The sequence below is a fragment of the Citrobacter sp. Cpo100 genome (assembly GCF_030332595.1).
GTDB classification, from domain to species: Bacteria; Pseudomonadota; Gammaproteobacteria; order Enterobacterales; family Enterobacteriaceae; genus Citrobacter; species Citrobacter portucalensis.
The window spans coordinates 172,280-197,072 of the sequence record NZ_JAOWHM010000035.1 but is presented as its reverse complement, the minus strand read 5'-3'; the positions used below and the strand labels follow the sequence as shown (position 1 = coordinate 197,072).

Genomic DNA, 24,793 nt, shown 5'->3' with positions numbered 1-24,793 from the left:
ATGGCGGCTACCGCCATATCCGGCCGACGGGAATGAGGTGTTGGTTGTGTTTGTAGGCCCGATAAGCGTAGCGCCATCGGGCATGATGAACCAATTAGTACAGCAGCGCGTACAGCTGACGACGGTATTTGGAAGCCAGCGCATCGCCGGTTCCTAATGCGGCAAGGATCTCCTGGAAGGTCTTACGTGCCTGACCATCGGCAGCCGTAAGATCTTTCTTCAGGTGGCTGAACAGTAATTCCAGCGATTCCTCGTTGCGCCCGACCTGGTGCAATTGAATAGCCAACTGCGTTGCCAGCGCCGCATCCTGTGGATTGCTGGCGACCTGCTGTTGCAACTGTTGGATTTCCGGCGTATCAGCGGCCTGCTTCAGCAGTTCGATCTGTGCGATCAGCCCTTGATAGCGGGTGTCCTGATCCTGCAACGGAATGGTTTTCAGTACCGCTTCGGCTTCATCAGAACGGTTCAGGGCGATTTGCGTTTCCGCCAGCAGCAGACCGATTTCGCTGCTCTGGTTGGAGATCTGCCAGGCTTCTTTCAGCAGCGGCAGCGCATCCGCGTGATTACCGGCTTCGATGAATTCGATAGCCTGGCGTGCTTTCAGCTCTTCTTCGCTCGGCAGCACTTTCTCCAGCAGCGCGCGAATAACCTCTTCCGGTTGCGGGCCCTGGAATCCATCTACCGGCTGGCCGTTCTGGAACAGATAAACCGTAGGGATCGCGCGCAGACCAAACTGGGAGGCGATCATCTGCTCGGCGTCGCAGTCCAGCTTAGCGAGAATAAACTGACCGTTATACTGGGCGGCAAGGCTCTCCAGTACCGGCGTTAATTGCAGACAATGCTGGCTGCGCTCAGACCAAAAATAGAACAGGACCGGCGTGGTCATCGACTGTTCGAGGGTCTGCTGTAGGTTCGATTCGTTAATGTTAACAATATTCTGTGTGGACATGGAGTTACTCTCTTTTGTCGATTTCTTGTTACATGGGGGCTGACGCGCGAGCTTCAACTCAACCCTGTAAAATTTTGTCCATTATGCGGCCTGGCAACAGGCGTTTAAGCAGCATCACTGCCCAGGTCACCAGCGTAACCGGATAACGTAGCTTTGGTTTATCGCTCTCAAACGCATGACGCACTTTGGCGACAACCGCTTCTGGTCCCAGCGTAAAACGCGCGGCAATGCCGGGATTTTCAACGGGAGCATCGCTCTGGGTCTGGTTGACGTTTTCGGTAAAGCGGGTCCGGATGGGGCCGGGTTCAATCAGGCTGACCTTAATCCCGCTGTGGCGCAGTTCCATACGCAGTGCGTCGGACCAGGCTTCCAGTGCATATTTGCTGGCGGCATAGGCGCCGCGTCCCGGCGTTGAGATCAATCCCATCACCGATGAGGTCATCACAATGCGCCCTTCGCCGTGGGGTAACATGGCAGGTAACAGGCGCATGGTAAGCTGATGTGCGCCAAAGAAGTTGGCGGAAAACTGCTGTTCCATCTGTTCGCGGCTGATGGTGGGCAGGGGACCATAGACGCCGTATCCGGCGTTGTTAAAGATCCCATATAAACGATTATCGGTCAGGGCGATCACTTCGTCGGCGGCGCGATCCACGCTCTCGGGTGAATCCAGATCCAGCAATACGCCGGTGAATCCCATACTGTTCATACGCGCGACATCGTCAGGTTTGCGGCAGCCTGCCAGAATTTGAAAACCCTGGCGCTTTAGCTCAAGCGCACTTTCCAGACCGATTCCGCTGGAACATCCTGTTATTAAGACCGATTTTTGCATAACTTTACCTGTCAGGATCTCCGTTGAATTACGAGTCGTGATTTACTATATCCGTCATACTTCAAGTTGTCTGCGCGTTGGCTACGCTCGCTCACCCCAGTCACATAGTTATCTATGCTCCTGGGAACTCTCTCACTTGCCGCCTTCATACAACTCGAATTATTTAGGATAGAAAAGGGGTGAGATGTTGCGCCATCCAGTCGGCGATAAACGGCTGGGCGTCACGGTTAGGATGAATACCATCATCCTGCATCCACTGGGGTTTCAGATAAACCTCTTCCATGAAAAATGGCAGCAGAGGGATATCAAACTCTTTGGCGAGCTTTGGATAAATCGCGCTAAAGGTTTCATTATAACGGCGACCGTAGTTTGCCGGCAGACGAATTTGCATTAATAGCGGTTCGGCATTTGCCGCTTTCACGTCCTGCAAAATCGTGCGCAGGGTTTGTTCGGTTTGCGCAGGCGCGAAGCCGCGCAGGCCGTCGTTGCCGCCAAGTTCGACCAGCACCCAGCGCGGCTGGTGCTGCTTGAGTAATGCAGGCAGACGGGCCAGACCTTGCTGCGAGGTGTCGCCGCTAATGCTGGCATTCACCACCGGCGTTTTGGTTTGCCATTTATCATTAAGTAGCGCAGGCCACGCGGCGCTGGCGGACATTCGGTATCCGGCGCTCAGGCTGTCACCCAGAATTAATAACGTGTCCGCTGCGGCGGCGCGGAAAGTTAACAGGACCAGGAACAGGAAAGGCCAATGCCAGCGGAAAACATTGTTGAAGTTCATCATCTTAAGAAATCCGTCGGTCAGGGTGATCATGAGCTATCCATCCTTACCGGAGTTGAACTGGTTGTCAAACGCGCCGAGACCATTGCGTTGATTGGCGAGTCGGGATCGGGGAAATCCACGCTGCTGGCGATTCTCGCCGGGCTTGACGATGGCACCAGCGGTGAAGTCAGCTTGGTGGGGCAGGCGCTGCACACCATGGACGAAGAAGCCCGGGCGCAGCTGCGGGCGCGGCACGTGGGTTTTGTCTTCCAGTCATTCATGTTAATTCCGACCCTCAACGCGCTGGAAAACGTCGAACTGCCCGCGCTGTTGCGCGGCGAAAATAGCGGAAAAAGTCGTGACGGGGCAAAAACGCTGTTGGAACAACTGGGACTGGGAAAACGTCTTGATCATCTTCCGGCCCAGCTTTCCGGCGGGGAGCAGCAGCGCGTGGCGCTGGCGCGAGCGTTTAACGGTCGCCCTGACGTGCTGTTTGCCGATGAACCAACGGGCAACCTCGATCGCCAGACCGGAGACAAAATAGCCGACCTGTTGTTTTCTCTGAACCGGGAACACGGCACCACCCTGATTCTGGTGACGCATGACCCGCAGTTGGCGGCGCGTTGCGACAGGCGCTTACGTCTGGTGAATGGACAGTTGCAGGAGGAGGCATGATTGCACGCTGGTTCTGGCGCGAATGGCGCTCGCCTTCACTACTGATTGTCTGGCTGGCGCTGAGCCTGGCGGTAGCCTGTGTGCTGGCGCTGGGCAATATCAGCGATCGTATGGAAAAAGGGCTGAGCCAGCAAAGCCGTGAGTTTATGGCGGGCGATCGGTCGCTACAAAGTTCGCATACCGTGCCGAAAGCGTGGATTGACGAGGCGCGACAGCGTGGCCTGAAGGTGGGCGAACAGCTCACCTTTGCCACCATGACTTTTGCCCGGGATACGCCGCAGCTGGCGAACGTCAAAGCGGTAGATGATGTGTATCCGATGTACGGCACGCTGCAAACCAACCCGCCGGGACTGAAACCGCAGCCGGGCTCGGTGCTGCTGGCCCCACGTCTGATGGCGCTACTCAACTTAAAAGTCGGTGATTCCATCGACGTTGGCGATGCCACGCTGCGTATTGCCGGGGAGGTGGTGCAGGAGCCGGACTCTGGTTTTAATCCGTTCCAGATAGCACCGCGTCTGATGATGAACATGGCGGATGTCGAAAAAACGGCGGCGGTCCAGCCGGGAAGCCGCGTGACCTGGCGCTATAAATTTGGCGGGACGCCATCGCAACTGGAAGCCTATGAAAAGTGGCTGCTGCCACAGTTAAAGCCTGAACAGCGCTGGTATGGGCTGGAGCAGGATGAAGGGGCGCTGGGGAAATCACTTGAGCGTTCGCAACAGTTCTTGCTGCTGTCGGCGCTGTTAACGCTGTTGCTGGCGGTCGCCGCGGTTGCCGTGGCGATGAGCCATTATTGCCGCAGCCGTTACGATCTGGTGGCTATTCTGAAAACGCTCGGTGCGGGCAGAGCGCAACTGCGCAGGCTGATTGTTGGTCAATGGCTGATGGTGCTGGCGCTGTCTGGCGTGACCGGCGGACTATTCGGACTGTTATTCGAGCGCGTGCTGGTGCTGCTGCTCAAGCCGGTTCTGCCTGGAGAACTACCGCCTGCCAGCCCCTGGCCGTGGTTATGGGCACTAGGCACCATGACGGTTATTTCGCTATTGGTGGGGTTACGCCCTTACCGCCTGCTGCTGGCAACGCAGCCGCTGCGGGTGCTGCGCCGTGACGTGGTGGCAAACGTCTGGCCCCTGAAGTTTTATTTGCCGGTGGTCGTGATAGTCGTGATTGCACTGCTTGCTGGACTGATGGGCGGAAGTCCACTGCTGTGGGCGGTACTGGCTGGTGCGGTGGTACTGGCGCTGTTGTGCGGGGTGCTCGGCTGGATGCTGCTCAACGTGCTGCGTGGTCTGACGCTCTCCTCACTGCCGCTGCGTTTGGCGGTCAGTCGACTGTTACGCCAGCCGTGGTCAACGCTCAGCCAGCTATCGGCATTTTCGCTTTCCTTTATGCTGCTGGCGTTGTTACTGGTGCTGCGCGGCGATCTGCTCGACCGCTGGCAGCAGCAAATGCCGCCGGAAAGTCCGAACTATTATCTGATCAACATTGCCACCGAGCAGGTGGTTCCGCTGAAGGCTTTCCTGTCCGAGCATCAGGTGATCCCGGAATCGTTCTATCCGATTGTGCGGGCGCGTCTGACGGCTATCAATGAGAAGCCGACCGAAGGCAATCAGGATGAGGCGCTGAACCGCGAGCTTAACCTGACCTGGCAGGATACCCGACCGGATCATAACCCGATAACCGCCGGAAGTTGGCCGCCAAAAGCGGGCGAAGTGTCGATGGAAGAGGGGTTAGCGAAACGGCTGAACGTCAAACTCGGCGATCGGGTGACTTTTATGGGCGACACCCAGGATTTCAGCGCCACGGTCAGCAGTCTGCGCAAAGTGGACTGGGAAAGCCTGCGGCCCAACTTCTTCTTTATCTTCCCCTCCGGCGCGCTGGATGCTCAGCCGCAAAGCTGGTTAACCAGCTTTCGCTGGGAGAACGGCAACGGCATGCTAACGCAGCTTAACCGCGAATTCCCGACCATCAGCCTGCTGGATATTGGCGCCATCCTCAAACAGGTGAGCCAGGTGTTGGATCAGGTGAGCCGCGCACTGGAGGTGATGGTGGTACTGGTCACAGCCTGTGGCATGCTGCTGCTATTGGCGCAGGTCCAGGTCGGTATGCGTCAGCGTCATCAGGAGTTGGTGGTCTGGCGCACGCTGGGAGCAGGTAAGAAGCTGCTGCGTACCACGCTGTGGTGCGAGTTCGCCATGCTCGGGATGGTTGCCGGACTGGTGGCGGCCATCGGTGCGGAAACAGCGTTGGCGGTACTGCAAACCAAAGTGTTTGATTTCCCGTGGGAGCCAGACTGGCGACTGTGGGTAGTATTACCATTTAGTGGAGCATTGCTGCTCTCTTTATGCGGCGGATGGCTCGGTTCACGTCTGCTAAAAGGTAAAGCGCTGTTCCGTCAGTTCAGTAGTTAATTCATATTCGTGATGATTACGCACCGGTTTTAAAATCGGTGCGTCTTTTTTTCTATGTAGCACAAATTGATAACTCCTTGATATTTAACAGCACAGAACAATAAAAACCCAACAACACGAGAGTATTAATAAACGTTAATATTTGTGTGCTGAATAATTGGCAGGCTATCTATCAAGGTATAAATAATGACTATAAAAAAAACAGCGCTGGCGGTATCGATCGGCGCAGCAGTGGCATTAACGACTTTCGCTTCACAGGCGGAAATCACGGTCCTGAAACAAGATCCGCAGGCGGGCAACCCGCTGAGCCGTCTTAACTTCACCGTCGGCGGCAGTATTCGTCCGCAGTTCCAGAATATGGCCGGTGACGATGGTAAGAATGGCTACAAACGTAATGGCTTCGATGGCGGTACACGTTTCCGCTTCGCCGCTGACTACTATCTGTTTGATGATATCAGTTGGGTGAGCTACTACGAGCTGGGCGTTAACTTCCCGGCGATGTTCAACTGGGATAACCACTACGCTGACGGTGCCAACGATACCACGCGTCGTATGCTGTACACCGGTCTGAAGAGTGCAACCTGGGGTACGCTGACCTTCGGTCAACAGAACAGCATTTACTATGATGTAGTCGGTGCGAAAACGGATATCTGGGACTATGACATGATCGGTCAGGCGCCAGGTAACGGTATTAATGGCGACTATGATGGTTCCTATCGTACGCGTAAATCACTGAAGTATAAGAATACCGTTGGTGATGTGGATCTCTACGCCTCTTATCTGTTCAGTGATGATTACAACCCGAACAACGGTCTGCGCTACAAGCGTAAAGGCGGCGGCTCACTGGGTGTGGATTATCACATTACCGATGACCTGACCTGGGGTACGGCGTGGAACTACACTCGCGCGGAAATGCGTGGCAACACCAGCAAAACCTATGATCAAAACATCGTCGGTACCGCGCTGAGCTGGAAACCGGACAACTGGACCTTCTCGATGGGCGGCGGTTGGTATCAAAACTTCATGACCACCAAAAAAGTCTCTGTTAACGACTACTTTGCCGGTGACGCCTGGGGTCTGGAATACTTCGCCGGTTACACCTTCCCGGTGGGTCAATATGCGCTGAAATCCGTTCAGCCGTACTTTATGGGCGACCGTATTGAGTACGTGAATGGCCGTAACTACCTGCGTACCGACAACGGCGTGGGGATCAGCTTCCAGCTGGATTACGGTTTCCGTGTTGACTACGAACACGTCTTTACCTCCAGCACCGACAATCTGGGTGACATGAATCTGGTTCGTCTGCGTTACGACTTCTAATCGAACGCCTGCCGCCCGATACGCTTGCGCTTTTCGGGCTTAAGAAAGCTGTTGTAGGCCGGATAAGGCACTTGTGCCGACATCCGGCTTTTTCATACCTTCTTTCATTTAAAAACATACTCTGCAACATCATGAAATAATTTCAAGGACAGCAGGTTGTGATCTGTGTCATGTTAACAATCAGCCTGTTAACGGGCCAACAAGAACAACGTCGCAAGAACGGCGTGAGACATGACACCACAACGTTAAAATGGAGAGAATATGGGATTGCGTCAGAGTTTACGCGTCGCGACCGGGGCGCTGTTACTGGCCTGTGGATTACAGTTTGCTCATGCGAATAGTGACCCGCACACAATTGTGTTTGGCGTCGCGCCTGGGCCATACGGCGATATGGTGAAACAGGCCATTGCCCCCACGCTGAAAGAGAAAGGCTATAAGGTAGTGGTGCGCGAATTCAGCGATTACGTGCAGCCAAACATGGCGCTCTCCAACGGTAGCATTGATGCTAACCTGTTCCAGCATTCGCTCTATTTTGACAAATTCACTGCCGATAAAGGCCTGAAGCTGAGCAAGCTGATTGTGGTCCCGACGGCCGGGATGGGGTTTTACTCACATAAAATCAAAAGCCTGGATGAGTTGAAAAAAGGAGATGTGATCACGCTCTCCAACGATCCCACCAACCTGGCTCGCGGTCTGCGTTTCCTGCAGTCTATTGGCCTTATCACCATCAAAGACAATATTGATCCAACTAAAGCCTCCGAGCGCGATATCGCCAGCAATCCGAAAGGGCTGGTGTTTAAACCGCTGGAAGCGGCACAACTGCCGCGTACGCTGGACGGTGTGACCGGTGCGCTGGTCAACGGTAACTTTGCCGTGGCGGCAAAAATGGATCTCGCCAGCGCCATCAAGCAGGAACACCTGGACGAAAATCTGAAAAATATCATCGCGGTACGCAGTGAAGATGCGGATAAACCGTTCGCGAAAGATATTGTTGAGGCGGTGAAATCTCCGGCGTATCGCGCGGTGATCGACGATCCGCAAAATATCTACAGCGCCTTCCAGAAACCGGAATGGATGTCGTCAGCCCAATAATCGCTGCGCACAAGGGTTAACAGGGGCAGCGACGACTGCCCTTTTCGCATTTCTGAGGTGGCTATGATTGAGATTGAGAAAGTTTGCGTGGATTTTAGCGCAGGCCGTGGACCATCAACCCGGGCGGTTGATGACGTTAGCTTGCGCATTGGCGCAGGTGAGATATTTGGCATTGTCGGGACCAGCGGCGCGGGGAAAAGTACGCTGCTGCGCACCCTGAACGCCTTAACGCGTCCGAGCCAGGGAAGCGTGAAGGTGAACGGCGTAGAAATTTCCGCGCTGGAAGGGGGGCATCTACGTAAAGCCCGTCAGCGTATCGGTATGATTTTTCAACATTTTAACCTGATGCATACCCGTACCGTGGCGCAAAACGTCGCCTTTAGCCTGAAGGCTGCCGGATGGGAGCGCAGTAAAATTGGTCCGCGCGTGAGCGAAATCCTGGCGCTGGTGGGGCTGTCCGACAAGGCGAACCGCTTTCCGGTTCAGCTCAGCGGTGGGCAAAAGCAGCGTGTGGGTATTGCCCGCGCGATTGCCAATCACCCGGATGTGCTGCTGTGTGATGAACCTACCTCGGCGCTGGACCTCGAAACCTCAGCCACGATTCTGGCGTTGCTTAAGCAGATCAACCAACAGTTGGGGATCACGATCGTGCTGATCACTCACGAGATGAACGTGATCAAATCGATTTGCGATCGCGTGGCGGTAATGTCCGGCGGCAAGGTGGTGGAGTCTGGTGAAGTGTTTGACGTTTTTGCTCACCCGCAGCACGCGTTTACGCAGCAGCTGGTGTCGCATACCCTCAATTTGACGCTGCCCGAGCGTCTGCGCCAGCATCTGCCTGGTCAGTTGCTAAAAATTCTGTTCATCGGCGATTCGGCGGAACAGCCGGTGTTGTCAGAAGTCGCGGTTAAATTTGGCGTGGCGGTGAACATTCTGCACGGCAAAATTGAATATATTGGCGAACGTGCGCTGGGGATTCTGGTCGTGCAACTGACCGCGCCGCATAACCCTTCAGCGGTGGAAGTTGCCGTGGAACATATTCGTCAACGTACTGCACAGGTGGAGGTGATTCGTGGATGATTTATTGCCTGATTTGACGCTGGCGTTTAATGAAACTTTCCAGATGCTGAGCATCTCTACGGTGCTGGCAATTATTGGTGGTCTGCCGCTCGGTTTTCTGATTTTCGTCACCGATCGGCATTTATTCTGGCAAAACCGTTTTGTGTATCTGCTCAGCTCCGTGCTGGTGAATATCATTCGTTCGGTACCGTTTGTGATCCTGCTGGTTCTGCTGCTGCCGCTAACCCAGTTTTTGCTCGGGAATACCATTGGCCCTATTGCGGCGTCGGTCCCGCTCTCGGTGGCGGCAATCGCTTTCTATGCCCGTCTGGTTGATAGCGCGTTACGTGAAGTCGATAAAGGCATTATTGAAGCGGCGGAAGCGTTTGGTGCCAGCCCGATGCGCATCATCTGCACCGTTCTGTTACCTGAAGCGAGCGCGGGTCTGCTGCGTGGGTTGACGATAACGCTGGTGAGTCTGATCGGTTACTCCGCGATGGCCGGGATCGTTGGCGGCGGTGGAGTCGGCGACCTGGCGATTCGCTTTGGTTATTACCGCTACGAAACCCAGGTCATGATCGTCACCGTGGTGGCGCTGATTATTTTGGTGCAGGTCGTTCAGGTGCTGGGGGACTGGCTGGCAAAACGCGCAGATAAGCGCGACAGACACTGATCACTGTGCGTTAAGCCACTCGGCAACGTCCTGCCATGTGCCGCGAAAAACGATTTTCGCGGCTTTCTTTTCCAGCTGATAACGATACATCGGGTCGTAATACTCATTGAGCAACGGCACCAGCCAGCCCATATGGGCGTCGGTGCTGCCCGTTGCCTGCTGTTCGCGCAGAGCCTCGTCGAGCAGGGTGGTCAGCTCGGCAAAACGTTGTAAACCCAGACGACGGCGGATAGCGAACAGGCCGTGGTGCAGATACTCGCTGTACTCCTGCCAGCCCTGGCTCTCGCCATAAGCGTGGGTAAAATCGTGGTGCATCTTCACGAAATACTCTTCGCGTAGTCGCTCCAGACGACGCTCAAAAGGATCGTCCACCACCGCAATTGATGCCTGGGTCATGCGCTCGCGCAGGCATTCGGGCAGATGATTAGCCCCGATCATGCGGCCTTCATCTTCCAGTACCCACAGACGTAAATCCTGACGGCTATCGGTTTTGAGCATTTCAACCGCCAGCAGGTTTTCAAAACTCGCCTGACTCAATTGAGGTTCAACGGTGCGCCCAAACGAGGAGCCGCGATGGTGCGCCAGACCTTCGAGATCCACACCGTTTGGCTGCTGTTGCACCAGTTGGGTTTTACCGTTCCCGGTACAGCCGCCAATTAAGACGCTCGGTTTCTGCACCAGTTCTTCCGTTAGCTGGATGACCGCCTGGCGTAGAGCTTTGTAGCCGCCTTTAATCAGCGGATAGTCAATGCCGGACTCATGCAGCCACTGCTGCACAATATGCGAACGCTGACCGCCACGCGCGCAGCATAAATAGCCTGCAGGATTTTGACGGCAGGCGTCCTGCCAGGCCTGCATTCTCTGTTGGCGGGTTTCACCCGAGACCAGTTGATGACCAAGCGCGAGGGCAGCTTCAGGTCCCTGGCGTTTGTAACAGGTCCCGACGGCGGCACGTTCGTCATCGTTCATTAAGGGAAGGTTGATTGCGCCCGGCATTGCGCCTTGCTGAAATTCGACGGGGGCGCGTACATCGATTAAAGGCGTACCGGCGAGCAAAATTGCGCGGTAGTCCGTTCCATCGTTCATGTTTGATCCTGAAAATACAAAACAGCAATGGAGGGGATTTTACGCGCCAGAGGAGGGGCCGGGGAAGGATAAAATCAACTCCCCGGCATTATTGGCTTATTTCAGCTTTGACTGCGCCCAGATAATACCGCTGGCATATTCCGGCGGCAGCAGGGGGATAAGCGCTTCCAGCGTCGCGCTAAGGCGCGCGGTATCGCTGTCGCTCAGGTTCAGGTGACCCACCTTACGCCCTTCACGCACCTCTTTGTCATACCAGTGCAGATGCACCAGCGGCAGCTTGAGCCAGTCGTAGTTCAGGTCGCTACCAATCAGGTTTACCATCACAGAAGGGTGGTTCACCACCGGCGTCGGTAACGGCAGGTCGGTAATGGCACGTAGATGCAACTCAAACTGGCTGATGCTGGCGCCGTTTTGCGTCCAGTGGCCACTGTTGTGCACGCGCGGAGCCAGTTCGTTAATCAGCAGACCTTCCGGGGTGATGAAACACTCCATCGCCATCACGCCGACATAGCCCAGCTCCTGCATGATGGCAGAGAGCATTGCTTCAGCCTGTTCCTGCTGTCTGGCGTTAGCCTGCGGGAATACCACGCTGGTGCGCAGAATACCGTCCTGATGGAGGTTATGGGTCAGCGGATAGAAAACGGTGCTGCCGTCGTGCGCACGAGCGCCAACCAGGGAGACTTCACCGGAGAAGTTGATTCCCCGCTCGACGATGCACTCGCCGTAGCAGTCGTCCGGCAGTTGCTCAGTTTCATTTGCGCGCAAGCGCCACTGTCCACGTCCATCGTAGCCGCCGACGCGACGTTTCACAATCGCCAGCTCGCCAAGTTTGTCGAATACCGCAGACCATTCGCTTTTATCTGCCAGCAGCTGCCACGGCGCGGTCGCCAGACCGAGCTTGTCAAAAAGCTGCTTTTGCGTCAGACGGTCGGCAATAATCGGGAAGACGTCGCGGTTAACAAACGCCGGGTGGCGTGCCAGTTCGCGGGTGAGTGCCGTTTCCGGCCAGCGCTCAATCTCAGCGGTGATCACGCTTTGCTGAAAAGGGACCGCAGCCGGTTCAGCGTCCAGCCCGACGGGCCAGACTGCTATGCCCAGTGGCTCACCGGCCTGGCGCAGCATGCGCCCTAGCTGTCCGTTGCCAAGTACGCAGACCTGCTTCATGCGACACCTCGCGGGTCCGGGTTCTCCAGCACCTCATCGGTTTGCGCTTTGCGCCAGTCGTTCAGACGCTGGTGTAATGCTTTGTCGTGTGTTGCCAGAATTTGTGCTGCCAGCAGGGCCGCATTTGCCGCGCCCGCTTTGCCGATAGCCAGCGTGCCGACCGGAATACCGCGCGGCATTTGAACGATAGAGTAGAGGCTATCTACGCCGCTCAGCGCTGCGCTTTGCACCGGAACACCGAGGACAGGCACCAGCGTTTTCGCCGCAATCATGCCAGGCAAATGCGCTGCGCCACCGGCCCCGGCAATAATCACCTGATAACCGTTCTCTTCAGCGCTTTCGGCGAAGCTAAATAGTTTGTCTGGGGTGCGGTGGGCGGAGACGACTTCAACATGATGCGGAACGTCCAGGATTTCGAAGATTTCGGCGGCGAACTGCATGGTAGCCCAGTCGCTTTTGGACCCCATCACGATGGCGACACGCGCCGGATTATTGCGGGAAGACATGCGTCTGAAAACTCCTGTGGTGCACTACACTCGACTTTTGAGGCCACAGAGAATAGCATAATTCACCGCCAAGGAAAACGATTGCGCGCTTTGCACTTCACTCTTCAAGCTGCCTCTTTGTTGGCTGCATCTGCTCACCCCAGTCACTTACTTTTGTAAGCTCCAGGGGACTCACAGATTTGCCGCCTCGATGCAACTCGAATAGTTTTGTGTAAAGAGGAACTGGGTATCTGCAGAATTAAAACGGAAAGGCGATCAGTTCAACGTCGTCAGGGGTGACTTTGATCATCGAACCTTCGGTGTGCCATGCGCCTAAAACCACTCGGAAAGCGGGTTGCTCATTGGCCGTAAGCTCGTGGACGGCAGGGCGGTGGGTATGGCCGTGGATTAACCACTGAACCTGATGTTTTTCCATCTCGCTAATCACGGCCTGCTGATTCACATCCATGATTTCCAGCGATTTGGTGTGGTTGGCTGCTTTGCTGTTGGCACGCATTTTCGCAGCGATTCGCTGGCGAACGAACAGCGGCAGAGCGAGGAACAGCTTCTGTAACCAGGGTTGATGCACTTTGGCGCGAAATGCCTGATAGCCTGCGTCGTCGGTGCATAAGGTGTCGCCATGCATGATCAGCACCTTGCGGCCATACAGGTCGAGCTCTTTTTCTTCGGGAAGCAAGGTCATGCCGCTCGCACGGGCAAAACGTTTACCGAGCAGAAAATCACGGTTGCCGTGAATAAAAAAGCAGGGAACGCCGGAATCAGTCAGTGATTTTATCGCCGCGGCCATTTCACGATGCAGCGGATTAGGATCGTCGTCGCCAATCCAGGCTTCAAACAGGTCGCCAAGAATGTATAGCGCATCGGCCTTTCGCGCATCACCGGCTAAAAAACGCAGAAAACCGGCGGTGATCGCCGGTTCTTCTGTGCAGAGGTGAAGATCTGCAATAAACAGTGTCGCCACGATTACTCGCTGACGGTCACGTTTTCGATGATAACGTCTTCTTTTGGCACATCCTGATGCATACCGCTGCGACCAGTGGAAACGCCTTTGATTTTATCAACCACGTCCATGCCTTCAACAACTTCAGCGAACACGCAGTAACCCCAACCCTGCATGCTTTCGCCGGAGAAGTTCAGGAAGTCGTTGTCTGCAACGTTGATGAAGAACTGTGCGGTTGCGGAGTGCGGAGCCTGAGTACGCGCCATCGCCAGCGTACCACGGGTGTTTTTCAAACCGTTGTTCGCTTCGTTTTTGATCGCTTCTTTCGTGGCTTTTTGCTTCATGCCTGGCTCGAAACCGCCGCCCTGGATCATGAAACCGTTAATAACACGGTGGAAAATGGTGTTGTTGTAAAAACCTTCGCGGCAGTAGTCCAGGAAGTTTTTAACTGTTTCAGGCGCTTTATCATCAAACGTTTTGATTACGATATCGCCGTGATTAGTGTGGAAAGTAACCATTTTTGCATCCTGTTCCGATAGATTGGTGCTTCGACCCCGTCAAGGGTCAGAGTTAGGGGTGTGTTATAGCATAACCGCAAGCTGCGATCACCTCGCAAAGTGTGCTGCTTCCGGTCTAAATTATGGGTATTATACAGACTTTACTATCCACACACGTCTACACGGAATCTTCGATGTTAAAAATCTTTAATACACTGACGCGCCAAAAAGAGGAATTCAAACCTATTCATGCCGGGGAAGTCGGCATGTACGTGTGTGGTATTACCGTTTACGATCTCTGTCATATTGGCCACGGACGTACCTTCGTTTCTTTCGACGTCGTTGCACGTTATCTGCGCTTCCTCGGCTATAAGCTGAAGTATGTGCGCAACATTACCGATATCGATGACAAAATCATCAAGCGCGCGAATGAAAACGGCGAAAGCTTTGTGGCGTTGGTCGACAGAATGATCGCGGAAATGCACAGCGATTTCGATGCGCTGAATATTCTGCGCCCGGATCTGGAGCCGCGTGCTACGCACCATATCGCTGAAATTATCGAAATCACTGAACAACTGATTGCCAAAGGTCACGCTTACGTTGCTGATAACGGCGACGTGATGTTCGACGTGCCGACTGACCCGAACTACGGCCAGCTGTCGCGCCAGGATCTGGATCAGCTGCAGGCAGGCGCACGCGTTGACGTGGTTGATGTGAAACGCAACCCGATGGACTTCGTGCTGTGGAAAATGTCCAAAGAAGGCGAGCCGAGCTGGCCGTCTCCGTGGGGCGCGGGCCGTCCGGGCTGGCACATCGAATGTTCGGCGATGAACTGCAAACAGCTGGGCAACCATTTCGATATTCACGGCGGCGGTTCGGACCTGATGTTCCCGCACCATGAAAACGAAATTGCTCAGTCCACCTGTGCGCATGACGGTGAGTACGTTAATTACTGGATGCACTCAGGGATGGTGATGGTTGACCGCGAGAAAATGTCCAAATCGCTGGGCAACTTCTTTACCGTTCGCGACGTGCTGAAATACTACGACGCCGAAACCATCCGCTACTTCCTGATGTCCGGTCATTACCGTAGCCAGTTAAACTACAGCGAAGAGAACCTCAAGCAGGCGCGTTCTGCGCTGGAGCGTCTGTATACCGCGCTGCGTGGCACCGACAAATCCGTTGCGCCAGCCGGTGGCGAAGCCTTTGAAGCGCGCTTTATTGAAGCGATGGACGATGACTTCAACACCCCGGAAGCCTACTCCGTACTGTTTGATATGGCACGTGAGGTTAACCGTCTGAAGGGTGAAGATATGGCGGCGGCTAACGGCATGGCTGCGCATCTGCGTAAGCTTTCCAGCGTACTGGGCCTGCTGGAACAGGATCCAGAAGCGTTCCTGCAAAGTGGTGCGCAGGCGGATGACGGTGAAGTTGCTGAAATTGAAGCGCTAATCCAACAGCGTCTGGATGCCCGTAAGGCGAAAGACTGGGCGGCAGCTGACGCCGCGCGTGACCGTCTCAACGAGATGGGCATCGTGCTGGAAGACGGCCCGCAGGGTACCACCTGGCGTCGTAAGTAACTCTGTAATGCCCGGTGGCGCTTACGCTTACCGGGCCGTATAGGCCGGATAAGACGCATCGCGTCGCATCCGGCAGATTAATGTTTCCGATACCACCACAGCACACCCATCATTACGATTCCCGGCAGCCATACCCACATTAACTCCGACATGATCACCTGGTGCCCGTACGGCGTGGCGTAGCGTGATAACGCAAACGGGGCGACTTTAATCACCTGCCATGGCGCGAAGAAGCGCTCATCCGACCACGGCCACAGCCAGCCGACGCCTTTACCGCCGTTGGTGACAGAATCCAGCAGACTGTGCGACAGCAGTGAAACCGTCAGGAATAGCCAGCAGCGAATCAATCCCGCCTTAAACCATCGTCGGCCAATCAAGACGCAGAGCAGCGGTACCACGAAGGCGAACAGCAGTGAGTGGGTAAAACCCCGGTGACCAAACACATTGCCGTAGGCGACGCCGAACTTAAATGACAACACGTCGGCATCTGGCAGCATGGCCAGAACGACGCCAGCAAACAGTAATCGTGGGGGGATGACTTTAAGTCCGAGACCTAACCCTAAACAGAGCGGAACGGCCGCGTGGGTAACGATAGTGGGCATGATGATCGCTTCGTGAGGAAAAACAACATGCTATCAGTTCACTGTGAAGTGGGGATGAAGTCATTATCTGAAAACGAGAGGGGGAAGTGGCCGGATACGGTGTTAACCTCATCCGGCACTTAGGGTCACGCCACGACGTTAATGCTGTGGCCTTCAAAGCTGACGGTCTGTCCGGCAACGATTTTGCAGCGTTTACGCGTTTCAACAACGCCATCGACCTTCACTAACCCTTCGCCAATAGCAATTTTTGCCTGGGCACCGCTTTCGCTCCAGCCTTCCAGCTTCAGCAAATCGCAGAGTTCAACGTGTGGGTGTTTACCCAGTGAAAATGTGGCCATCTTAAACGTCCTTTACATCATGATATTCAACACACGCCTGCAGCGTGTTTTCGATAAGTGTGGCGACCGTCATTGGGCCTACGCCGCCGGGGACCGGCGTGATATATGACGCACGTGCGGCTGCATCGTCAAAGACCACATCGCCAACAACCTTACCATTTTCCAGACGGTTGATGCCGACATCAATCACAATCGCACCTTCTTTGATCCACTCACCAGGAATAAAGCCCGGTTTACCGACGGCAACAATCAGCAGGTCAGCATTTTCTACGTGGCGGCGCAGATCTTTGGTGAATCGGTGAGTGACGGTGGTGGTGCAGCCAGCCAGCAGTAGCTCCATACTCATTGGGCGACCGACAATATTCGAGGCGCCAATGACCACGGCATTCAGACCGTAGGTATCAATGTTGTAACGCTCAAGCAGGGTAACAATACCGCGCGGAGTACATGGGCGCAGGCGCGGCGCGCGCTGGCACAGACGACCGACGTTATACGGGTGGAAACCGTCAACGTCTTTATCCGGTGCAATACGTTCCAGCACTTTCACGTTGTCGATACCCGCCGGCAACGGCAGTTGTACCAGGATACCGTCGATGGTGGTATCTGCATTGAGCGTATCGATCAGCTCAAGAAGCTCCGCCTCGCTGGTGGTTTCAGGCAGGTCATAGGAGCGGGAGACAAACCCCACTTCGTCACAGGCTTTGCGTTTACTCGCAACATAAATCTGCGAAGCCGGGTTGCTACCTACCAGCACAACAGCCAGGCCTGGGGCGCGTAATCCAGCCGCTAAACGCGCCTGAACTTTTTGAGCAACCTCAGAGCGCACCTGCTGCGCAATCGTTTTACCGTCAATAATCTTTGCTGCCATCAGAGAGAGAATTCCGTCTGTTACGTTAAACCGAAGGGGATGTCACTATTTTGTCAGAAGCGGGGCGTGCTGTCAGTTTTCGTTTGCGTTTTTACGTGCGATAACGGGTGTCATGGTCAGAGAATGGGAGCAGCACAGAGGCTGAAGTCCCCCGGGTAATTAATGAGCATGCGAATTAAAATTAACGTGAATGAAACAATTCATCACCCTGGTGTTTTCAGGGGTAATGCGCCATAAACCAGTCTGTTACGTACCTTTATGGGAGCATTTAAGTAATATTCACCCAGATTTTTCTTAGGTCCCAATAAGAATTGGCCAGGGTCAATAAAAGGATTTGCAGGTATTTTTCATTAATTGAAATGTTTAATTTAACCCTGTGACGAATAGTCATATTCGCGAAGATTAATTAGTGAATCAAATACTCAGGAGAGTTGGGGTAAAAGGTTAGCTAATTCTCTTGCGATATATATCTTTACAGGATGCAGAGATAATTAGCCTGACATTTAATGTCGATAATGATTCAAACGGATCCCGCAGGATGCCGGAGCCGGATGTGTGTAATTCAAGGGAAATCCATGAAACGTAAATTAATGACCTCTTCTGTTATTGCCAGCCTGATGTTAGTTGCAGGTGCAGCGGTTGCAGCCGATCCGGTAAGCGTTAGCGGCGGTACTGTGCATTTTGAAGGTGAACTGGTCAATGCAGCCTGTGCAGTCAGTACTCAGTCATCCGATCAGGTTGTCACCTTAGGCCAATATCGTACCGCCAGTTTTACCGCAGTTGGCGATACAACGGCGCAAATTCCGTTCTCCATCGTGCTGAACGACTGTGACCCGAAAGTTGCCGCAACCGCAGCCGTGGCTTTCTCTGGTCAATCCGATATTACCAACAACAACCTGCTGGCTGTCACTTCTGCAGATAACGGTACCACTGCCAGCGGTGTCGGGATTGAGATCCTGGACAATACGTCCACCGCGCTGAAGCCGGATGGAGCTACCTTCTCTACCGCTCAGGCGCTGGTAGAAGGGACCAACACCCTACGTTTCTCTGCGCGTTACAAAGCCACAGCCACCAGCGCTACGCCGGGTCAGGCAAATGCCGACGCGACGTTCATCATGAAGTACGAATAAGCCGTTCTGATTTGCGCAAGGATGACGTTCGCCTCACTGGATGAGGCAATTTCCGGGGATGATGAAGGATGCGGCAGATGATAGGGAAAGGCGTGGCGCTGGCGGGAATGCTGTGCGTACTGCCTGTGTTTGCACATACGGTAATACTGGAAAGTGGTCGCCTTCACTTACGGGGGCAGCTCGTCAATGGTGCCTGTACGGTCGCTACCGACAGCCAAAATTTGCGGGTGCAAATGGGGCAGTATCGCACTAATGCTTTCTCCGGGACGGGAAGCTTTGCCTCTACCAGCGTGCCGTTTTCACTGCGCTTAACGTCATGCAGCTCCGATGTTTATGACCACGTTGGGATTGCGTTTGCAGGTGTGACACCAGCAGAAGATCCGCAGGTTTTTCTTGCTAGTGGTGATGCGTCTGCGGCTTCGGGGATCGGTCTGGCGTTATTTGATGAGCGTCAACAGCAAATTATTCCGAATGCGCTGCCGCTTCATTATGCGCCGATTATCACGCAAGAGATGACGTTTCATTTCACTGCTCGTTATCGGGCTGTCTCGGAAAATATAACGCCGGGAACGCTTCGTTCAGACGTGTGGTTTACGTTGGTTTATCCCTGATTAATTTCCCAACGATAATCACACCAAAGGTATTTGTAGCTATGTTTAATTATCTAAAATCAGGTTTTATCCTTTTACTGGCCTTATTTTCTGCTGCCAGTGTTCAGGCTGCCGGAGGCATTGCATTAGGCGCCACCCGCGTTATTTATCCAGCCGATGCCAAACAAACGTCCCTGTCTATTAGCAATAGTGATACCAAAGAACGTTACCTGGTCAATTCATGGATCGAGAGTAGCGCAGGCGTTAAAGAAAAATCGTTTGTGGTTACGCCTCCGCTGTTCGTCAGCGAACCCAAAAGCGAAAACACGCTGCGTATCATCTATGCAGGTGTTCCGCTGCCCAAAGACCGTGAATCGCTGTTCTGGATGAATGTGAAAGCCATTCCGTCAGTCAATAAAAACAGCCTTGAGGGTAAAAACGTTCTGCAACTGGCGATTCTGTCCCGCATCAAGCTTTTTGTCCGTCCGAATAATCTGCCGCAAATTCCGGAAGATGCGCCCGGGATGCTGAAATTCTCCCGTACCGGCAACCACTTGAAAATCAATAATCCGTCAGCGTATTACGTCACCTTGGTCAATCTCAACGTGGGGAAAACGAAGGTTGATAACGTGATGGTCGCGCCGAAAAGTGATGCGCAGGTCCTGCTACCAACGGGCGTTCAGGGCAACGTCACGTTCCAGACGGTCAATGATTATGGCGCCGTGACCCCGGCCCAAACGGTTAGCGTGCGTTGAGATAACGATGAATAAGACAACGTATTTTCCTGGCCTGTTACCGGGGGTTACGCCACCGCTGGCGGGGGTGGCGTTGTCCACGCTGGCGGCGCTCTTTCCCTCTTTAAGCCATGGGGAAAGCTATTTTAATCCGGCCTTTTTATCTGCGGATACGGCAACCGTGGCGGATTTATCACGTTTTGAAAAAGGCAATCATCAGCCTGAAGGCGTTTATCGCGTGGATATCTGGCGCAACGATGAGTTTGTTGCCACTCAGGATATTCGTTTTACGACCAGCGCGGGAAAAGCCGGGGAGAAGTCTGGTGGGCTGATGCCGTGTTTTGGACTCGACTGGGTGAAGCGCCTTGGCGTCAATATCACCGCATTTCCGGCACTCAGTAAGGATCCGAACGATACCTGCATCAATCTACCGGAGGCGATTCCAGGCAGTGAGATTGCATTTGATTTTTCTACCCTGCGCTTAAACGTCAGCCTGCCGCAGGCGTCAATGTTAAACAGCGCGCGTGGCTATATTCCGCCGGAGGAGTGGGATGAAGGGATCCCGGCTGCGCTGGTCAATTACAGCTTTACCGGCAGCCGCGGCAGTGACACTGACAGCTATTTCTTAAGTATGCTCAGTGGCCTGAATTATGGCCCCTGGCGCTTGAGAAATAACGGCGCATGGAGCTATTCCAAAGGTGACGGATACCACTCACAAAGCTGGAAAAATATCGGTACATGGCTTCAGCGCGCGATTATCCCGCTGAAGGGTGAACTGGTGATGGGCGACAGCAACACCGGCAACGACGTTTTTGACAGCGTCGGATTTCGCGGGGCGCGGCTCTATTCCTCAGACAGTATGTATCCCGACAGCTTACAGGGCTACGCGCCAACCGTTCGCGGCATTGCGCGTACCGCAGCGAAACTGACCATTCGTCAGAATGGCTATGTGATTTATCAAAGCTATGTGTCACCGGGCGCTTTTTCGATAACCGATCTCAACCCGACGTCATCCAGCGGTGACCTTGAGGTGACGGTGGACGAAAAGGACGGCAGCCAGCAGCGCTATACGGTGCCGTACTCCACGGTTCCCTTGTTACAACGAGAAGGGCGTTTCAAATACGACGTGGTTGCCGGGGATTTTCGCAGCGGCAATAGCCAGCAATCTTCACCGTTCTTTTTCCAGGGAACATTAATTGCCGGGTTACCAGAAGGCTACACCGCTTATGGCGGTACGCAGCTGGCCTCACGTTACACCGCGGTAGTTTTAGGCACCGGCCGAAACCTGGGGGACTGGGGGGCGGTTTCTGTGGATTTAACCCATGCGCGCAGTCAACTGGCGGATGACAGTACGCATCAGGGGCAGTCTTTGCGTTTTCTGTATGCAAAATCGCTGAACAACTTTGGTACAAACTTCCAGCTGTTGGGATATCGCTACTCAACGCGCGGCTTCTATACCCTTGATGACGTCGCGTATCGCAGCATGGAAGGGTATGAATACGACAGCGAAGGCAATCGCCACGACGTGCCCGATGTGAAGAGTTACCACAACCTGAGTTACAGCAAAAAGGGCCGCTTCCAGATTAACATTTCGCAGAACCTGGGAGACTACGGCTCGCTGTATGTTTCGGGGAGTCAGCAAACGTACTGGAATACCTCAGACACCAATACCTGGTATCAGGTGGGCTATGCCAGCGGTTGGCAGGGAATTAGCTATTCACTCTCCTGGTCGTGGAATGAATCGGTAGGCATCTCCGACACTGACCGTATTCTGGCATTCAATATGTCAGTGCCGTTCAGCCTGCTAAGTGGACGGCGCTACTCGCGTGATAACGCACTCGATCGCACCTACGCCACTTTTAATGCCAACCGCAACAGCAACGGACAAAACAGCTGGCAGAGCGGGATCGGCGGTACGTTACTGGATGGACGCAACCTGAGCTACAGCGTGAATCAGGGGCACAGCAGTACTAACAGTTACAGCGGAAACGCCAGCGCCAACTGGCAGGCGGCTTATGGCACGCTGGGCGTGGGATACAACTACGATCGCGATCAACATGACTATAACTGGCAGCTCTCCGGCGGCGTGGTGGGGCATGCGGACGGTATTACCCTCAGTCAGCCGCTGGGGGACACCAATGTGCTGGTTAAAGCACCTGGCGCGCAGGGGGTGCGGATAGAAAACCAGACCGGCGTGCAAACCGACTGGCGCGGATACGCGGTGATGCCGTATGCCATCGTTTATCGCTATAACCGCGTCGCGTTAGATACCAATTCAATGAACAACAATACCGATGTGGAAAATAACGTTAGCAGCGTCGTGCCAACGCAAGGGGCATTAGTGCGAGCGGCGTTTGATACACGTATCGGTGTGCGGGCGCTGATAACCGCGAAATATGCAGGTAAACCTGTGCCATTTGGATCCGTTGTGCGTGAAAACACCAGCGGCGTGACCAGTATGGTGGGCGAAGACGGGCAAATCTACCTAAGCGGCTTGCCGCTAAAAGGTGAATTGCTGATCCAATGGGGGGAAAGCGCTAACGCTCGCTGCGTGGCGCACTATGCCTTGCCTGAGGAGAGTTTGAAACAGGCGGTGACGCTCACGAACGTGACGTGCGAATCTCCAACGGCACGACAGGAATAATACGATGAAACGACAAACAGGTTTGTTACTGGGAAGCGCTTTACTGCTGATGGCTCATTCGTCCTGGGCGACGGTCTGCCAAAACTCGAATGGCACACCAACGGATGTTTTTTACGATCTGTCGAACGTCTTTAACAGCAGCAATAATCAGCCGGGGCAGGTGGTGACGTTACCGGAAAAATCGGGCTGGGTTGGCGTTAATGCCACCTGTCCGGCTGGGACAACGGTGAATTACACCTATCGAAGCTATGTCACTGAACTTCCGGTTCAAAGTACCGAGGGTGGTTTTCAGTATCTGAAGCTCAATGACTACCTGCTGGGGGCCATGAGCATCACCGACAGCTATGCCGGGTTGTTTTATCCTCCGCGTAATTATATCCGCATGGGGACTCACCCCAACGTATCGAAACAGCAGCCTTTTGGCGTAATGGATTCAAAGCTGGTGTTTAAACTCAAAGTGATTCGCTCGTTTATTAACATGGTGCCGATCCCGCGCCAGACCATGTTCAGAGTCTATGTCACGACCAGTACTGGAGATGCGCTAAGCACGCCGGTTTATACTATCAGCTACAGCGGTAAGGTGGAGGTTCCACAAAACTGTGAGGTGAACGCAGGGCAGATTGTCGAGTTTGATTTTGGCGATATTGGCGCATCGTTGTTCAGCAAGGCGGGGGCAGGAAACCGTCCCGAAGGCATTAATCCGCAGACCAAAACGGTGGCGATAAAATGCACCAACGTCGCCGCTCAGGCCTACTTAACCATGCGGGTAGAGGCCGAGAAAGCCTCCGGGCAAATGATGGTATCGGACAATCCTGACTTAGGGTTCATTGTCGCCGACAAAACCGGTAGACCGCTGACGCCCAATAATCTGTCGAGCACGATCCCATTTCAACTGGATGATAACGCCGCGGCAAACGTGAGTATTCGGACATGGCCGGTCAGCGTGACGGGGAATAAACCTACCGAAGGGCCTTTTACTGCCCGTGGCTATCTGCGAGTAGATTATGACTAACAAGCAAACGCCAACTTCATGGGCGCTTCTGGTGATGCTGCCCATACTGACATTCAGCTCGTTGTGCCATGCGGCCTCATCGCTGGGCGAAATCAATATTGAACTGCGCGGAAACGTGGTGGACTTTACCTGTGCGGTGATTGCCAGCGACAGCAATAAGTCGGTTGAATTGGGCACCTGGCCAACAAAGCAGTTACAGACCAGCGGGGATACTACCCAACCAGTCGCGTTTACGCTGAAGCTGGAAGGCTGCCCGCCGGGATCCGCGTCAATAACGTTTTCTGGTACTCCGGCCCCGGGTACGACGTTGCTGGCGCTTGATGACGCGGTGATGGCGCAAAAGGTGGCGATCGAACTGCATGACAGTGACCGTACGCGATTACCGCTCGAGCAGGCCAGCCAAACCGTAGGGATTGATGAAAACGGCAATGCCACGCTGACCTTTTTCGCCAACTATATCGCGTTAGCAGACGGGGTTCAGCCAGGCCTCGCCAGGGCCGATGCCACATTTATGATTAACTATAACTAATCAATGCGCGGATAAAACGCTCCCGAACGAAGTCTCGCCGGGAGTGCTATTACATTAATTCATGCATTTTTGCGTAATCGATCAGCTCAACGATAGTGTGCAAGCCGAGTTTGGCGTAGATGTTAGCTTTGTGAGCACTAATCGTTTTATTGCTGAGTAACAGCTGCTCAGCAATTTCCTTATTAGAGAGGCCATTTGCCAGATAACGCAAAACCGTAACTTCGCGATTAGAGAGCGGCATGTCATTCAATACACCTTTTTTCATATTTATATTGTTAATGAAGTTAAGGGTGTCTGAAGGGAAAAAAGAATATCCCGATAAAATCATTTTTACCGCATTGTAGATATCATTTAAATCCTTTCGTTTACTGACGAAACCATTTGCACCGGCCCGGATAGCACGCCCGGCATAAAAAGACTCCGATTTGGAGGAGAGAAACAGCACCCGAGTATTCTCCTGCAGAGACTTTATTCTCTTGAGTAATGTAAATCCATCTGAACCAGGTAGTTCAATATCCAGAATGACAAGATCGACAGGGTAAGTGCGCAGGTGCTCTATTGCCGTACGGCTGTCATCGGTCTTCAACACAACCTGGATATTACTGTTTTTTTCAAGTAGTACTTCTATCGACATTCTGACAATAGGGTGTTCGTCCATAATGATAACGGATGCTGGTTTCATTGTTGTATGCCTCAAACTGTATGCGTATCTTGATAATTTTATAAAACATCAGGCGTTATAATATTGTCAAATAGCCAAGGGTTGTTCTGAGGGAGAGTCGAATAAATATTATTTCATCCTTGT

The 24,793-nt window shown here is 53.8% G+C and carries 25 protein-coding genes; 13 read left to right on the top strand and 12 right to left on the bottom strand.

The window, feature by feature from the left end:
• Nucleotides 1-94: 94 nt before the first annotated feature.
• From OGX96_RS13410 to tesA, 3 genes are all read right to left on the bottom strand, one after another.
• Nucleotides 95-949, bottom strand: a complete 855-nt coding sequence (locus OGX96_RS13410; RefSeq protein ID WP_048226259.1) for a co-chaperone YbbN — start codon at nt 947-949, stop codon at nt 95-97.
• 58 nt (nt 950-1,007) lie between these two features.
• Nucleotides 1,008-1,778: an SDR family oxidoreductase gene (locus OGX96_RS13405; RefSeq protein ID WP_003835790.1), complete on the bottom strand. Its 771-nt coding sequence runs from the start codon at nt 1,776-1,778 to the stop codon at nt 1,008-1,010.
• 163 nt (nt 1,779-1,941) lie between these two features.
• On the bottom strand, nt 1,942-2,556 hold the full coding sequence (gene tesA / locus OGX96_RS13400; RefSeq protein WP_043015448.1) for a multifunctional acyl-CoA thioesterase I/protease I/lysophospholipase L1: 615 nt from the start codon (nt 2,554-2,556) through the stop codon (nt 1,942-1,944).
• Here tesA and ybbA point away from each other — a divergent pair.
• From ybbA to OGX96_RS13370, 6 genes are all read left to right on the top strand, one after another.
• Nucleotides 2,527-3,213, top strand: coding sequence for a putative ABC transporter ATP-binding protein YbbA (gene ybbA, locus OGX96_RS13395; protein WP_008783992.1), 687 nt, complete (start codon nt 2,527-2,529; stop codon nt 3,211-3,213). The two genes, tesA and ybbA, sit on opposite strands and share 30 nt — an antisense overlap.
• The gene (gene ybbP, locus OGX96_RS13390) at nt 3,210-5,624 is read left to right on the top strand and encodes a putative ABC transporter permease subunit YbbP (RefSeq protein WP_286583279.1); all 2,415 of its coding nucleotides are present in this window, start codon (nt 3,210-3,212) and stop codon (nt 5,622-5,624) included. Before ybbA ends, ybbP begins: the two co-directional genes overlap by 4 nt.
• 186 nt (nt 5,625-5,810) lie before the next feature.
• Nucleotides 5,811-6,944, top strand: coding sequence for a porin (locus OGX96_RS13385; protein WP_008783995.1), 1,134 nt, complete (start codon nt 5,811-5,813; stop codon nt 6,942-6,944).
• Nucleotides 6,945-7,205: 261 nt separating this feature from the next.
• Nucleotides 7,206-8,036: a MetQ/NlpA family ABC transporter substrate-binding protein gene (locus OGX96_RS13380; protein ID WP_079934834.1), complete on the top strand. Its 831-nt coding sequence runs from the start codon at nt 7,206-7,208 to the stop codon at nt 8,034-8,036.
• A gap of 63 nt (nt 8,037-8,099) precedes the next feature.
• Nucleotides 8,100-9,116 carry a virulence-associated ABC transporter ATP-binding protein SfbB gene (sfbB, locus tag OGX96_RS13375; protein ID WP_032942581.1) on the top strand — a complete coding sequence of 339 codons (1,017 nt, stop codon included), beginning with the start codon at nt 8,100-8,102 and terminating at the stop codon, nt 9,114-9,116.
• Nucleotides 9,109-9,768, top strand: a complete 660-nt coding sequence (locus OGX96_RS13370; RefSeq protein WP_003831085.1) for a methionine ABC transporter permease — start codon at nt 9,109-9,111, stop codon at nt 9,766-9,768. The genes sfbB and OGX96_RS13370 overlap by 8 nt, the downstream gene beginning before the upstream one ends.
• Here OGX96_RS13370 and mnmH read toward each other — a convergent pair whose 3' ends face one another.
• The 5 genes from mnmH to ppiB form a co-directional block, all read right to left on the bottom strand.
• Complete coding sequence (gene mnmH / locus OGX96_RS13365; protein WP_286583276.1) at nt 9,769-10,854, bottom strand: tRNA 2-selenouridine(34) synthase MnmH; 1,086 nt, start codon at nt 10,852-10,854, stop codon at nt 9,769-9,771.
• Nucleotides 10,855-10,950: 96 nt separating this feature from the next.
• Nucleotides 10,951-12,018, bottom strand: a complete 1,068-nt coding sequence (purK, locus tag OGX96_RS13360) for a 5-(carboxyamino)imidazole ribonucleotide synthase (protein WP_003831106.1) — start codon at nt 12,016-12,018, stop codon at nt 10,951-10,953.
• Nucleotides 12,015-12,524 (bottom strand): 5-(carboxyamino)imidazole ribonucleotide mutase, encoded by a 510-nt coding sequence (gene purE / locus OGX96_RS13355; protein ID WP_003831107.1) that lies wholly within the window; start codon nt 12,522-12,524, stop codon nt 12,015-12,017. The genes purK and purE overlap by 4 nt, the downstream gene beginning before the upstream one ends.
• Before the next feature lie 238 nt (nt 12,525-12,762).
• On the bottom strand, nt 12,763-13,485 hold the full coding sequence (lpxH, locus tag OGX96_RS13350) for a UDP-2,3-diacylglucosamine diphosphatase (protein WP_208744601.1): 723 nt from the start codon (nt 13,483-13,485) through the stop codon (nt 12,763-12,765).
• A 2-nt stretch (nt 13,486-13,487) separates the two neighbouring features.
• A complete protein-coding gene (gene ppiB / locus OGX96_RS13345; protein WP_003021875.1) occupies nt 13,488-13,982 on the bottom strand; it encodes a peptidylprolyl isomerase B in 495 nt (164 codons plus the stop codon).
• A 173-nt stretch (nt 13,983-14,155) separates the two neighbouring features.
• On the opposite strand from ppiB, the gene cysS reads away from it, so the two are divergent.
• On the top strand, nt 14,156-15,541 hold the full coding sequence (cysS, locus tag OGX96_RS13340; RefSeq protein WP_003831109.1) for a cysteine--tRNA ligase: 1,386 nt from the start codon (nt 14,156-14,158) through the stop codon (nt 15,539-15,541).
• A 77-nt stretch (nt 15,542-15,618) separates the two neighbouring features.
• Here cysS and OGX96_RS13335 read toward each other — a convergent pair whose 3' ends face one another.
• From OGX96_RS13335 to folD, 3 genes are all read right to left on the bottom strand, one after another.
• Nucleotides 15,619-16,143, bottom strand: a complete 525-nt coding sequence (locus OGX96_RS13335) for a metal-dependent hydrolase (RefSeq protein ID WP_153686909.1) — start codon at nt 16,141-16,143, stop codon at nt 15,619-15,621.
• Nucleotides 16,144-16,268: 125 nt separating this feature from the next.
• The gene (ybcJ, locus tag OGX96_RS13330) at nt 16,269-16,481 is read right to left on the bottom strand and encodes a ribosome-associated protein YbcJ (RefSeq protein ID WP_003831111.1); all 213 of its coding nucleotides are present in this window, start codon (nt 16,479-16,481) and stop codon (nt 16,269-16,271) included.
• A 1-nt stretch (nt 16,482) separates the two neighbouring features.
• Nucleotides 16,483-17,349 carry a bifunctional methylenetetrahydrofolate dehydrogenase/methenyltetrahydrofolate cyclohydrolase FolD gene (folD, locus tag OGX96_RS13325; RefSeq protein ID WP_003831112.1) on the bottom strand — a complete coding sequence of 289 codons (867 nt, stop codon included), beginning with the start codon at nt 17,347-17,349 and terminating at the stop codon, nt 16,483-16,485.
• A 575-nt stretch (nt 17,350-17,924) separates the two neighbouring features.
• On the opposite strand from folD, the gene fimA reads away from it, so the two are divergent.
• The 6 genes from fimA to sfmF all read left to right on the top strand — a co-directional run bounded on the left by fimA (nt 17,925) and on the right by sfmF (nt 23,988).
• A complete protein-coding gene (gene fimA, locus OGX96_RS13320) occupies nt 17,925-18,479 on the top strand; it encodes a type 1 fimbrial major subunit FimA (protein WP_032934356.1) in 555 nt (184 codons plus the stop codon).
• A gap of 77 nt (nt 18,480-18,556) precedes the next feature.
• Complete coding sequence (gene fimI, locus OGX96_RS13315; protein ID WP_048214759.1) at nt 18,557-19,090, top strand: type 1 fimbrial protein subunit FimI; 534 nt, start codon at nt 18,557-18,559, stop codon at nt 19,088-19,090.
• Between the two features lie 41 nt (nt 19,091-19,131).
• Nucleotides 19,132-19,824, top strand: coding sequence for a type 1 fimbria chaperone FimC (gene fimC, locus OGX96_RS13310; protein WP_153686910.1), 693 nt, complete (start codon nt 19,132-19,134; stop codon nt 19,822-19,824).
• Nucleotides 19,825-19,831: 7 nt separating this feature from the next.
• Nucleotides 19,832-22,447, top strand: a complete 2,616-nt coding sequence (locus OGX96_RS13305; RefSeq protein ID WP_198801684.1) for a fimbrial biogenesis usher protein — start codon at nt 19,832-19,834, stop codon at nt 22,445-22,447.
• A gap of 4 nt (nt 22,448-22,451) precedes the next feature.
• Nucleotides 22,452-23,459 (top strand): type 1 fimbria D-mannose specific adhesin FimH, encoded by a 1,008-nt coding sequence (gene fimH, locus OGX96_RS13300; protein ID WP_103284831.1) that lies wholly within the window; start codon nt 22,452-22,454, stop codon nt 23,457-23,459.
• A 34-nt stretch (nt 23,460-23,493) separates the two neighbouring features.
• Complete coding sequence (sfmF, locus tag OGX96_RS13295) at nt 23,494-23,988, top strand: fimbria assembly protein (protein ID WP_187392937.1); 495 nt, start codon at nt 23,494-23,496, stop codon at nt 23,986-23,988.
• Nucleotides 23,989-24,037: 49 nt separating this feature from the next.
• On the opposite strand, the gene fimZ is transcribed toward sfmF, so the two are convergent.
• Nucleotides 24,038-24,670 (bottom strand): fimbria biosynthesis transcriptional regulator FimZ, encoded by a 633-nt coding sequence (gene fimZ / locus OGX96_RS13290; RefSeq protein WP_003831119.1) that lies wholly within the window; start codon nt 24,668-24,670, stop codon nt 24,038-24,040.
• Between the last annotated feature and the right edge of the window lie 123 nt (nt 24,671-24,793).